We start from the raw sequence: 12893 nt of genomic DNA, 5'->3' as shown, positions 1-12893 counted from the left end.
GCTCGATCCCGCCGTTACCAGCCCTTGCTGCGATGCAGCTTCACATACAAGGCTTCGACCTTCTCCCGCGCCCAAGGTGTCTTGCGCAAGAAGGTCAGGCTGGACTTGATGCTCGGATCGCTTTTGAAACAGCGGATATCGATGCGCTCGGCCAACCCCGACCACTCGTAATGCGCCACCAGGGCATTGAGGATCTGCTCCAGCGTCACGCCATGCAGAGGGTTGTCGTTGGGAGTGGTCATGCCGGGCCTTTTCAACTCAAGAAATAGAAGCTGCGCACCTTAGGGTCGTTGCCGTCCAAGCGCAAGCCGCGCCGCTAAATCAACCCGCTTCCTGAACTCTGGACGCACGCGGATGCCTATCAAACAACGCCGCACCAAACTGGCGCCTGCAACCATGCGCGACGTTCTGACCAACGGTTGATTTTGCCTGTCATTCGGCGTCGTCACGAACTAGCGTCAAAAGTACGGCTTAACGGTGTCTGACGCCCCGGCCAAAAGAATAAAGCGACATTCAATTTTTTCGGAGATTCACACTATGAGCACTGACGGTGCCTTGAGTAGAAATCGCCTGCTGCCGACCCTGCTAGGCGTGGTGATCGTGCTGATGGGCCTGGCCTTGCTGGCCCTGGGCATACGCCTCAGCCAACTGGGCGGCTCGCTGTACTACCTGATCGCCGGGATCGGCTTCACGATCAGCGGTGTACTGCTGGTCCTGGGCCGCCGCTCGGCCTTGAGCCTGTATGCCGTGCTGCTGTTCGCCAGCACCGTCTGGGCCTTGTGGGAAGTCGGCCTGGACTGGTGGCAACTGGTGCCGCGCCTGGCCTTGTGGTTTGCCATCGGTGTGGTCCTGCTGCTGCCGTGGTTCCGCCGTCCGCTGCTGATGGGTCAGCCGGGGGGCATGGCCACCGGTGGCCTGACCATAGCGGTCGTACTGGCCGGTGCCGCCGCCGTCGCCAGCCAGTTCACCAATCCCGGTGAGATCAAGGGCCAGCTGGACCGCGATACCGCCGGCACCACCAGCGCTGCCCCGGCCATGCCTGATGGCGACTGGCAATCCTACGGTCGTACCGCCTTCGGTGATCGCTACTCACCTTTGGCGCAGATCACCCCGGACAACGCCCACAAGCTGGTGCCGGCCTGGACCTTCCGCACCGGCGATATCCCCGGGCCCGGCGACCCTGGCGAGACCACGGCGGAGAACACTCCGCTCAAGGTCAACAACATGCTCTATGTCTGTACGCCGCACAGCCAGGTGATTGCCCTGGACCCGGACTCGGGCAAGGAGCTGTGGCGCTACGATCCGAAAATCAGCACTCAAAAGGCTGCCAACTTCAAAGGCTGGGCGCACATGACCTGCCGTGGCGTGGCCTACCACGATGACGCCGCCTACGCCGCTTCGCCTGCCGCTCCAGCGCAAAGCCCGACGGCCACGGCCACCGCCAGCTCGTGCCCGCGTCGTCTGTTTCTGCCTACGGCCGACACTCGCCTGATCGCCCTGAACGCCGATACCGGCAAGGTCTGCGAAGACTTCGGCGACAAGGGCCAGATCGACCTGGGTGCCAATATCGGCACCTTCGCGCCGGGCGGTTACTACTCCACCTCGCCACCGGCTGTCACTCGTGACCTGGTGGTGATCGGTGGCCACGTGACCGATAACGTTTCCAATGACGAGCCGTCCGGGGTCATCCGCGCCTTCGACGTGCACACCGGGCGCCTGGTGTGGAACTGGGACAGCGGCAATCCGGACGACACCACGCCCATTGCGCCGGGCAAGACCTACACACGCAACTCGCCGAACATGTGGTCCATGTTCAGCGTCGATGAAAAACTCGGCATGCTTTACCTGCCCATGGGCAACCAGACACCCGACCAGTGGGGCGGCAATCGCACCCCGGAATCGGAGAAATTCAGTGCTGGCCTGACGGCCCTGGATATCGCCACTGGCCATGTGCGCTGGACGTTCCAGTTCACTCATCATGACTTGTGGGACATGGACGTTGGTGGTCAGCCTACCCTGATCGACATGAAGACCGCCGACGGCGTGAAACCGGCGGTCATGGCTTCGACCAAGCAAGGCAGCATCTATGTGCTGGACCGCAGCACCGGCCAGCCGATCGTGCCGATCAACGAAGTGCCGGTGCCCCAGGGCGCGGTCGCCGGTGATCACACGTCGCCGACCCAACCCAAGTCCGACCTCAACTTCATGCCGCCGCCGCTGAAGGAACGCGACATGTGGGGCGTCACACCTTTTGATCAGGCCCTGTGCCGTATCGACTTCAAGTCACTGCGCTATGACGGCGCCTTTACCCCGCCGTCGCTGCAAGGCTCGATCGTCTATCCGGGCAACTTCGGCGTGTTTGACTGGGGCGGTATTTCGGTCGATCCGGTGCGCCAGATCGCCTTCGTCAACCCGGACTACATGGCCTTCCGTTCGAAACTGGTACCGGCCGCTGAGGTCGAGGGCGGACCAGGCCGCAAGAGCGAAACCGAAGGCGTGCAGCCGAACAAGGGCACGCCTTATGGCGTGATCCTCGAAGCGTTGCTGTCGCCACTGGGCCTGCCTTGCCAGGCGCCAGCCTGGGGCTATGTTGCCGCCGTGGACCTGACCACTCACCAGACCCTGTGGAAACACAAGAACGGTACGGTGCGTGACAGCTCTCCCGTGCCCCTGCCCCTGACCATGGGCGTACCGAGCCTTGGCGGGACGTTCACCACTGCTAGTGGCGTAGGTTTCATGAGCGGCAGCCTGGACCAGTTCCTGCGCGCTTATGACCTGCGCAACGGCAAACAACTGTGGGAAGGCCGCCTGCCTGCGGGCGCCCAGACCACGCCAATGACCTACACCGGCAAGGACGGCAAGCAGTACGTGCTGGTCGTGGCCGGTGGTCATGGGTCGCTTGGGACCAAACAGGGTGACTACGTGATGGCGTTCAAACTGCCGGATTGAGCCAGGGTTGAACAACAAAAAACGGCCATCGATTGATGGCCGTTTTTTTGTGGGTGCTATACGTCAGTCCGTTGGAGCGCGGCTTGCCCGCGAATGATTCAACGTGGTCTGTCTGGTCCACCGTGGCGTCTGGTTCGCGGGCAAGCCTCGCTCCAACGGGGTTACTTATGAATAACATCCCCCCGCATCGGCGCCAGCCGTGCGATCAAACGGTTCTGCACCGGCACCGGGATGTTCTGCGCGTTCATCGAGTCGATCAGGTCTTCCACCAGGGCGTTGAAGTCGCTGGGGGTCAACTTCTGGCCCTTGTGTGCTTCGGCCATATCGCTGCCGGTATAGCGGCAAGGGCCGCCTGCTTCGACGCAGAACTGTTCGACCAGTTTGTCACGCAGGCGCTCGATATCGATCTTGCGAAAGCGCTCGACGATACGTTCGTCCCTGGCAATGTTCAGCAGCATGCCTTCGACGATGCGCTGGATGCCGGCACGCTGGCCGAGGTCTTGATACAGGCTGTCATCCTTGGGCGGTTGCTGGGCGCAGGCGGCCAGCAGGGCCAGGAGCAGGCAAGGCAACAGACGCAGGGCACGCATCAGAAACTCCCCTGAACGGACAGATAAGTGCCGTTCTGGTTATCCAGGGTGGCGATCTCACCCAGGCGCGCGTAGGCCAGGACAAAAGAAACGTGTTTGTTGGGGAAGTAGCCGACGAACAGATCGACCCAGTCGCTTTCTCCGGCAAAAGACAGGTTGTCGGGCTTTTCCCGATAATCCATGCCTAAGGCCCAGTGCGGGTTGAACAGCACGGCCACGCCGCCTTCCTTGAGCAGGCTGCGGCTGTCGCGGCGGTCACCGCCGAAGCCCAGCAAGCCGGTTTCATTGGCCCGGCTGTAGCGCACGCCGCCGTTGACCACGACGTTGTAGCCAAAGGCCGCGCCCATGAACAGACGGCTGGCGGTCAGGTAGCCTTCCACATCCGAGTCACGCTTGGCGCCGACCAGGCTGGGAATCAGGAAGTCGTTCTGATGCTTGTATTCCAGACCCAGGGAAACCTGAGGCAGGTTGTCGTAGATCAGGTCGCCGAACAGGCGCACCTTGACCCCGAAGATGTCCTGGGAAAGGTTGTCATCCGGCAGGCTGAGCTTGTGCACCAGAGTGCCCAGATCAAATCGCTGATGGGCGTAGGAGAGTTCCACACGGTTACCGTAGGACGCCGCCATACCGGCCACATCCAGGGTGTAATCCGGCAGATTGACGTGAGTCGCGAATGCGCTCGCGCCCCATTCGCCTTCATCGCCATAACCGGTCAGCACGGCCCAGGGAATAACCCCGCCGCCGGCACCGCCTTCAATACTGGTCGCGCCACCGGTAGCGATCAGTCGGCCATTATCAGCCTCGGCCAAGGGTGTCGAGATTCCCAACACACAGCCCAACAACAACGGGAGTTTGTACTGCATAACCAAGCGTCCTGTTTCAAAAATAGGCGTTCCCCTCGACGAAGGGGTCTGTCACCGCCTTACTGCATTAAAACCTTCCAGACTTGCCGTGCTAATGCACCATCATGCTCGGTGCCGTCAGCGGCTTGGCCATCCAGGCCTCGAACGCGGCAGCGGATAGCGGCCGGCTGATCAGGTAGCCTTGGGCCGTGTCGCAATGCCAGCGCTCCAGCAGACGCAGGCTGTGCTCGTACTCGACACCTTCTGCGACCACTTTAAGCCCCAGGTTGTGGCTCATTTCGATGGTGGAACGAACAATCACCGCGTCCTCGCTGGTTTCATCCAGGTTGCGCACGAATGACTGGTCGATCTTCAGCTCCTGCACCGGCAGGCGCTTGAGGTGTGCCAATGAAGAGTAGCCGGTGCCGAAATCGTCGACGGACAAACTGATGCCGCATTCGCGCAGACGGTTGAGCACCTTGAGGGCCTGCTCCGGCTCGCGCATCACGGCACTTTCAGTGATCTCGAATACCAGTTGTTCGGCCGGCACCCGGTACATCTTGAGCAAACCATTGACCCGATCCGACAGATCGCCGGTCAGCAGGTCATCGGCGGAAATATTCACGGAGACTTGAATCTGTAATCCGCGCCTTGACCATTCGGCCAACTGACGCATGGCCTCTTCGATCACCCAGTTGGTCAGAATCTGGATGCTGCCGGTACGCTCGGCCAGGGTGATGAATTCGGCGGGGGAAACATTGCCGAATTGCGGGTGATTCCAACGCAGCAAGGCCTCGGCCTGACGCACCTGACCCTGGCGGATATCCAGCTTGGGTTGGTAGTGCAGGTGCAGTTCGCCGTTGCGCGCGGCCTTGCGCAGGTCGCGAATCAGCGTGATCTGGCGCTGATGTTCGAGGTCGCGGCCATCTTCGTAGATCTGCAGGCGGCCCGGCAGGTTGCTGGCGTCCTGACGGGCGATGGCGGCGCGCTGCAGCAGTTCCTGAGGCGCATCGCCATTATCCGGGTAACTGACAATGCCGATGCAGGTATCCAGGCTGATGTCGTGGCTTTCGACGCGCTGGATGTCACTGAGCATACGCTGCAACTGGTCAGCCACACCGACTGCGCCTTCGCTGCCGGTCTGATCGAGCAGCAGCAAGAACTCATCGGCGTTCAGGCGCGCCACCGTGTCGCCGGAACGCACCGTGTCTTGCAAGCGCTGACCGACTTCCTGCAGCAAGAGGTCGATGCCCTCGGCGCCGATACCGTCGCGAATGGCGCGGAAATTGTCGATCCCCAGGTACAACAGGGCCACCGGACGCTCGGCGGAAATGGCACTCCCCAGGCGCTCGAGCACCAGGGCACGGTTGGGCAGACCGGTGAGTACGTCATGCAGGGCATTGTGCGCCAACTGGCTTTCGCGAACGGCAATACCGTGTTGCATATGGTTGATGGCACCGGCCAGCATGCCCAGCTCGTCGCTGCGCTTCATGATCACCGGCGTGGCATAGTCGCCATCGCCAATGCGTTTGGCTGCCAGGGCCAGGGCCTGGACCGGCAACGACACGCTGCGCGCCAGCAGCAACGTACCGATCAACGAGGCAATCAAGGCTGCCAGGGTGATCCAGAAAATATTTTCGTCCAGTGGCACGAACGCCTGCAGCGCCTGATCCAGCGGGCTTTGCAGCAAGGCGATGACCTGTTCGCTACCGTCGCTGACCACGTTGGCCAACATCAGCGACTGGCTGAGGAAGTTCAGCTCGCCATGCTCGCTCATCTTCATCTGGCTTTGCGGGGCCTTGAGCATCAACTCGATCAGGCTGTTGTGCAGGGCTTCAGGCAAGGTGCTGATCAATTGCCCCGGATGGGACTTTTCCACCGCCAGGAACGACACCTCAAGGCCGCTGAGCGAGCGCAGTTCCTGGGCGAAATCGACGTCCATGGCAAAACCCATGACCACCCGGCCGATGGGCAGCGGCGCCAGCACCGTACTCTCGACCAACAGGTGCGGCTTGCCCTGCAACGGCACGATCAGCATGGCCTGCTTGTTGTTTTTCGCGTCACGCAGCGGCTTGTCGAAACGAAACCGCGAGCCCTCGGGAATCTCGGCCACAGTACTGGAAATCACTTTGCCATCCATGCCCAGCAGGAACATGTCACTGGCATTGATCCGCGCACCGTGATTGAGCAGCACCGAGCGGATGGTGGCTGAGTCGGCACTGGCCACCGCATCGCGAAATCCGAAATCCGCCGCCAGCAATTGCACCGCATCGCTCAAACGCTTGCCACGGATGTCCAGCAGGCCCTCGAACACACGGGTACCCACGTCCAGTTGCTCGCGGGCCTGACGCTGCACGGCATCGCCGGTTGCGACCTTGACGGCAAAGAACAACGCACCGATGACGACCAGCAACAGGACGATTAGAACGCTGGCAATGCGTGCCTGAAAGCTGGTCCGCAGGTTCATGGCGTGGCAGCTTTCTTGAAGGCATCACCGAAAGCGCTGGGCGCTGGCGCCTTGGGGGTATCGCCGCTCTTGGGTTGAACAGCCAGGCTGAACGTCTGGCTCAGACCCGCAGCCGGGACATCGAACTCGCCCGCAGCGGTGGGTAGCATGTCTGCCACTTGGGGGTGCCACAGGGTCGCGATGTAATGACCGGCCGGAACCTGGTCGAATTTCAGCGCGCCCTTGGCATCGCTGGCGCCGAACCACGGCTCGTCAGTGACATAGATATAGCCGAGCATCCAGTCATGGATATTGCAGCCCAACACTACGATGCCCGCCTTGTCGAATAGCAGCGGGTCCGAAGGCGTGCCTTCGTACAGACGAAGTTCGAAGCGCTTGGCCGGGGAGAAGGAATACACCTGATGGCGAATATTGTCGCTGTTGGGAAACTTGACCTGGGTGCCGGTGTGTACTGCCAGTACGCGCGGGACAAATTCCTTGTCGCGCTGGTCCATGTCGGCCTTGAGCACGAGTGGCGCGGTGCCAGCAGGGCCTTTCAGGGTCAGCACGGCGCCGGACAATGGCTGGCCTTGCTGATCGTTGATCTGGGCATTAAAGGTGGCGGCCGAAGCCGTTGCTGCAGACAGCATCAACAGTCCAGCGAGGTACACCGAGGAAAATGCGTTGATCATCATGAGTTCCAATCCGCAACGGCAAAGCCGGAAATGATAAAGCCAGCCTTGGCGGTGAAAACACTTGGGACCCAGATTAGCTGGCGAAGCAAATAAGTTCACGCTTTATAAAAGTGTCACTAAGCCATTACTGGCAAAAGGTCCGCCTTTGCGTGGGTTTTCGCCAAACTCGTCCCTGTCTTCGATGCTATCGGCAGCGACCATTGAAACCTGAGCATAGTTGCCCCATCTAAGGACCATGTTCAATTATGCAGGTGCCCCATGAGCGACCAGCAAGCAGACTCACAGAATGTGCCCGAAGACGATCACGAGCACGAAGTTACCCTGAGCTCCGACAGCACCTCTCTTGCCCTGCCGGGGCAAAATCTTCCGGACAAGGTCTACATCATCCCGATCCACAACCGGCCGTTCTTTCCCGCGCAAGTGTTGCCGGTGATCGTCAACGAAGAGCCGTGGGCCGAGACCCTGGAACTGGTGAGCAAGTCCGAGCACCACTCCCTGGCCCTGTTCTTCATGGACTCGGCGTCCGACGACCCGCGCCACCTCAACACTGCAGCGATGCCGGAGTACGGCACGCTGGTCAAGGTGCACCACGCCAGCCGCGAGAACGGCAAGCTGCAATTCGTCGCCCAGGGCCTGAGCCGCGTGCGCATTCGCACTTGGCTCAAGCACCATCGCCCGCCTTACCTGGTGGAAGTGGAATACCCGCAGCAGTCCAACGAAGCCACCGATGAGGTCAAGGCCTACGGCATGGCCCTGATCAACGCGATCAAGGAACTGCTGCCGCTCAACCCGCTGTACAGCGAAGAGCTGAAAAATTATTTGAATCGCTTCAGCCCCAACGATCCTTCGCCGCTGACCGACTTCGCCGCCGCCCTGACGTCCGCCAAGGGCACCGATCTGCAGCAGGTGCTCGATTGCGTGCCGATGCTCAAGCGCATGGAAAAAGTCTTGCCGATGCTGCGCAAGGAAGTCGAGGTTGCGCGTCTGCAGCAGGAGATCTCCGCCGAGGTCAATCGCAAGATCGGCGAGCACCAGCGCCAGTTCTTCCTTAAAGAGCAGCTTAAGGTCATCCAGCAAGAGCTGGGCCTGAGCAAGGACGACCGCCAGGCCGATATCGAACAGTTCGAGCAGCGCATGGTCGGCAAGGTCCTGCCGGCCCAGGCGCAGAAGCGCATCGATGAAGAACTGGGCAAGCTGAAGATCCTCGAAACCGGCTCGCCGGAATACGCCGTGACCCGCAACTACCTGGACTGGGCTAGCTCAGTGCCATGGGGCATCTACGGCAAGGACAAGCTCGACCTCAAGCACGCGCGCAAGGTGCTCGACCAGCACCATGCCGGGCTCGATGACATCAAGGCGCGGATCATCGAATTCCTCGCGGTCGGCGCCTACAAAGGCGAGATCAGCGGTTCCATTGTGCTGCTGGTCGGGCCGCCGGGCGTGGGCAAGACCAGTGTCGGACGCTCCATCGCCGAATCCCTGGGCCGGCCGTTCTATCGCCTGAGCGTAGGCGGCATGCGTGACGAAGCCGAGATCAAGGGCCACCGCCGCACCTACATCGGCGCCCAACCGGGCAAGCTGGTGCAGGCGTTGAAAGACGTGGAGGTGATGAACCCGGTGATCATGCTCGACGAAATCGACAAGATGGGTCAGAGCTACCAGGGCGACCCGGCGTCGGCCCTGCTCGAAACGCTGGACCCGGAACAGAACGTCGAATTCCTCGATCATTACCTGGACCTGCGCCTTGACCTGTCGAAAGTGCTGTTTATCTGCACCGCCAACACGCTGGACTCGATCCCCGGCCCGTTGCTGGACCGCATGGAAATCATTCGCCTGTCCGGCTACATCACCGAAGAAAAAGTCGCCATTGCCAAGAAACACCTGTGGCCCAAGCAGCTGGAAAAGGCCGGGGTGGCCAAGACCAGCCTGTCCATCAGCGACGTGGCCCTGCGTACGGTAATCGACGGTTATGCCCGTGAAGCCGGGGTGCGTCAGCTTGAGAAGCAATTGAGCAAGGTGGTGCGCAAGGCCGTGGTCAAGTTGCTGGATAACCCGGACTCGGTGATCAAGGTCGGCCCCAAGGATCTGGAAGCAGCCCTGGGCATGCCGGTTTTCCGTAACGAGCAGGTGCTCTCCGGCACCGGCGTCATCACGGGCCTGGCCTGGACCAGCATGGGCGGCGCGACCCTGCCGATCGAAGCGACCCGCATCCACACACTGAACCGCGGCTTCAAGCTCACCGGTCAGTTGGGTGATGTGATGAAAGAGTCGGCGGAAATTGCCTACAGCTATGTCAGTTCCAATCTGGCGAAATTTGGCGGCGATGCCAAGTTCTTTGACGAAGCCTTCGTACACTTGCACGTCCCTGAAGGTGCTACGCCCAAAGACGGCCCTAGTGCTGGCGTGACCATGGCCAGCGCCCTGCTGTCCCTGGCCCGCAACCAGGCGCCGAAGAAAGGCGTGGCCATGACCGGCGAGCTGACCCTGACCGGGCATGTCCTGCCGATTGGCGGCGTTCGGGAGAAAGTCATCGCGGCGCGGCGGCAGAAGATCAACGAACTGATCCTGCCTGAGCCTAACCGCGGCGACTTCGAAGAACTGCCGGACTACCTCAAGGAAGGCATTACCGTGCACTTCGCCAAGCGCTTTACCGACGTGGCGAAGGTGCTGTTCTAAATAAGGATCTGTGGGAGATCCCGCCCCGTCTACGACGCCGCGTTTTCACGCAGCAAACACTAACCGGGGCGGGGCGCAAATCTTGTGGGAGCGAATTCATTCGCGAAGAGGCCGTTACATTCGACGTATCTTCATCGCCGGAACACCGCTTTGGCGAATGAATACGCTCCCACAGAGCCTTTGTCATTCAGTACGTTACGCGTTGTTTGATGAGAGCGAGGCTTGCCCGCGAAGGCGTCGATGCGGTACATCCGAATTACCGCGTTATATTCTTCGCGGGCAAGCCGCGCTCCCACATGACCGATTTCAGCCCGAACCTCCTCATCGGTTATGCTCCAGCCATCGTTGTCCGCCTGGAGGCTCCATGACCCCATTTCGCCTGATCGCTCCCCTGAGCCTGGCCCTGCTTGCTGCCTGCGCTCAGCAGCCACGGCAGAATGTCACTCTGGAAAAACAGACTGACTGCCCTATCCAGCTCAAAAGCGGGCAAAACCTGATCCTCAGCCTGCCCAGTTCCCCCGCCACCGGTTACCGCTGGGCCATTCAGGACTCGGCGGGCGGCGTGTTGCGCAGCCTCGGCCCTGAGGTCTATCACAACCCGGACGCCTCCGACCTGCTCGGTGCCTCGGGTGTCTCGACCTGGCGTTTCCAGGCCTTTGCCTCCGGCAACGGCCGCCTGCGCCTGACCTACCAACAGCCCTGGGCGCCGGAAGAACCCTCGGCGCAGGTGTTCGACTGCCCGATCAAAGTCGACTGATCATCCGTCAGCATCAGACAGTGCGCGCATCGCCAGATCAATTTGGCTAAAATGCCGCCCTTTCTGATCCATCGCCGGAATCGCCGTGAGCAAAGAACCCGACCGCATATTCGCCCAGCCCCTGGCCCAAGTGCCGGACTTCGCCTTCAACGAAGACGTGGTCAGGGTCTTTCCGGACATGATCAAGCGCTCTGTGCCGGGCTATCCGACCATTGTCGAGAACCTCGGCGTGCTCGCCGCGCAATTCGCCCAGCCGGACACCCTGCTGTATGACCTGGGCAGTTCGCTAGGTGCGGTGACCCAGGCCCTGCGCCGCCATGTGCGTACTGATGGCTGCCGGGTCATCGCGGTGGATAACTCTGCGGCCATGGTCGAGCGTTGCCGCCAGTACCTGAATGCTCAGGATTCGATGTTCCAGGAGCTGCTGCCGGTGGAGGTCATCGACGGCGATATCCTCGCCCTGGAGTTCAAGCCGGCCTCGGTGGTGGCGCTGAACTTCACCCTGCAATTCATCCCGCCGCCACAGCGCCTGGAACTACTCGGGCGGATTCGCCAGTCCCTGGTACCCGGCGGTGCGTTGATCCTCTCGGAAAAACTGCGCTTCAACGATGAACAGGAACATGCCCTGCTCACCGACCTGCATATCGCCTTCAAGCGCGCCAATGGCTACAGCGAACTGGAAATTGCCCAGAAGCGCAGTGCCATCGAGAACGTGATGAAACCTGACAGCCTCGAAGACCACCGGGAACGCCTGCTCACTGCCGGTTTCTCGAAAGTCGTGCCCTGGTTCCAATGCCTTAACTTTGCCTCGTTGATTGCCCTGCCATGATCGATCTCGCTCCTCTGGTCCGCCGTCTGGCGGGCACCCCTCTGGCTGACTGGGCCAAAGGCCTGCAAGCCCAACTCGATGCCAAGATGGACAAGGGCCACGGCGACCTCGAACGCTGGCAAGGCGCACTGGACGCGCTGCCGAACCTGCTGCCGAGCCAGGTTGAGTTGGCTGACAGCTTCACCCTGGATGCGAACTGCGACGGCGAAACCCGCACGCAATTGCGTCAGGCCCTGATGGGGCTGTCGCCATGGCGCAAGGGGCCGTTCAACCTGTTCGGTGTGCATATCGACACCGAATGGCGCTCGGACTGGAAGTGGTCGCGGGTGTCGCCGCACCTCGATCTCAAAGGCAAGCGCGTGCTTGATGTCGGCTGCGGCAATGGCTATTACCAGTGGCGCATGCTCGGCGCCGGTGCCGAGAGCGTGATTGGCGTCGACCCGAACTGGCTGTTCTTCTGCCAGTTCCAGGCCATGCAGCGCTACCTGCCGGATCTGCCCGCCTGGCACCTGCCCTTCGCCCTGGAAGACCTGCCGCCGCGACTGGAAGGGTTCGACACGGTGTTTTCCATGGGCGTGCTGTATCACCGCAAGTCCCCCATCGACCATTTGCTGGCCCTGAAGGACTGCCTGGTCAAGGGCGGTGAGCTGGTACTGGAAACCATGGTGGTGGACGGCGATGTGCACCAGGTACTGGTGCCGGAAGACCGTTATTCGCAGATGCGTAACGTCTGGTTCCTGCCGTCGGTCCCGGCGCTTGAGCTATGGCTGCGCCGCGCCGGGTTTGTTGATGTGCGCTGCGTCGATGTCAGCGTCACCACGGTGGAAGAACAGCGCAGTACCGAATGGATGCGTTATCAATCCCTGGGGGACTTCCTCGATCCTGAGGATCACAGCAAGACCGTGGAAGGCCTGCCAGCGCCGATGCGCGCGGTGATTGTTGGGCGCAAGCCCTGACATATGCCTCTGCAACGGGGTGGCATGAAGCGAGTCATGTCGGATGAATTGTGGGGGCGGGACTCTGTGGGAGCGAATTCATTCGCGAAGAGGCCGGTAAGCCTGATACATCTTCCTCGCTTGGAATACCGCCTTCGCGAATGAATTCGCTCC

10 protein-coding genes are annotated in these 12893 nt (G+C 61.1%); 5 read left to right on the top strand and 5 right to left on the bottom strand.

All coding sequences use genetic code 11. The features are described from left to right. Nucleotides 1–14: 14 nt before the first annotated feature. The gene (locus M2401_RS01425) at nt 15–242 is read right to left on the bottom strand and encodes a VF530 family protein (protein ID WP_259098635.1); all 228 of its coding nucleotides are present in this window, start codon (nt 240–242) and stop codon (nt 15–17) included. A gap of 295 nt (nt 243–537) precedes the next feature. On the opposite strand from M2401_RS01425, the gene M2401_RS01420 reads away from it, so the two are divergent. Then, nucleotides 538–2949, top strand: coding sequence for a glucose/quinate/shikimate family membrane-bound PQQ-dependent dehydrogenase (locus tag M2401_RS01420; protein WP_259098634.1), 2412 nt, complete (start codon nt 538–540; stop codon nt 2947–2949). Nucleotides 2950–3110: 161 nt separating this feature from the next. On the opposite strand, the gene M2401_RS01415 is transcribed toward M2401_RS01420, so the two are convergent. The 4 genes from M2401_RS01415 to M2401_RS01400 all read right to left on the bottom strand — a co-directional run bounded on the left by M2401_RS01415 (nt 3111) and on the right by M2401_RS01400 (nt 7519). Continuing rightward, a complete protein-coding gene (locus M2401_RS01415; RefSeq protein ID WP_259098632.1) occupies nt 3111–3539 on the bottom strand; it encodes a group 1 truncated hemoglobin in 429 nt (142 codons plus the stop codon). Then, nucleotides 3539–4402 carry a DUF3034 family protein gene (locus M2401_RS01410; RefSeq protein ID WP_259098631.1) on the bottom strand — a complete coding sequence of 288 codons (864 nt, stop codon included), beginning with the start codon at nt 4400–4402 and terminating at the stop codon, nt 3539–3541. Before M2401_RS01410 ends, M2401_RS01415 begins: the two co-directional genes overlap by 1 nt. 91 nt (nt 4403–4493) lie before the next feature. Continuing rightward, nucleotides 4494–6848 (bottom strand): bifunctional diguanylate cyclase/phosphodiesterase, encoded by a 2355-nt coding sequence (locus M2401_RS01405; RefSeq protein WP_259098629.1) that lies wholly within the window; start codon nt 6846–6848, stop codon nt 4494–4496. Then, complete coding sequence (locus M2401_RS01400) at nt 6845–7519, bottom strand: methylamine utilization protein (protein ID WP_259099854.1); 675 nt, start codon at nt 7517–7519, stop codon at nt 6845–6847. Before M2401_RS01400 ends, M2401_RS01405 begins: the two co-directional genes overlap by 4 nt. Before the next feature lie 261 nt (nt 7520–7780). Between M2401_RS01400 and lon the strand changes: the two genes are divergently transcribed. The 4 genes from lon to cmoB all read left to right on the top strand — a co-directional run bounded on the left by lon (nt 7781) and on the right by cmoB (nt 12740). Beyond that, nucleotides 7781–10198, top strand: a complete 2418-nt coding sequence (lon, locus tag M2401_RS01395) for an endopeptidase La (protein WP_259098628.1) — start codon at nt 7781–7783, stop codon at nt 10196–10198. Between the two features lie 364 nt (nt 10199–10562). Beyond that, nucleotides 10563–10955, top strand: a complete 393-nt coding sequence (locus tag M2401_RS01390) for a protease inhibitor I42 family protein (RefSeq protein ID WP_259098625.1) — start codon at nt 10563–10565, stop codon at nt 10953–10955. Between the two features lie 85 nt (nt 10956–11040). Next, nucleotides 11041–11784, top strand: coding sequence for a carboxy-S-adenosyl-L-methionine synthase CmoA (gene cmoA, locus M2401_RS01385; protein ID WP_259098622.1), 744 nt, complete (start codon nt 11041–11043; stop codon nt 11782–11784). After that, entirely contained in the window at nt 11781–12740 is a 960-nt protein-coding gene (gene cmoB / locus M2401_RS01380) for a tRNA 5-methoxyuridine(34)/uridine 5-oxyacetic acid(34) synthase CmoB (RefSeq protein ID WP_259098621.1), read from the top strand. Before cmoA ends, cmoB begins: the two co-directional genes overlap by 4 nt. Nucleotides 12741–12893: the final 153 nt, after the last annotated feature.

The organism is Pseudomonas sp. JUb42, from assembly GCF_024807945.1.
GTDB lineage: Bacteria > Pseudomonadota > Gammaproteobacteria > Pseudomonadales > Pseudomonadaceae > Aquipseudomonas.
This window is presented reverse-complemented; position numbering and strand designations above follow the sequence as displayed.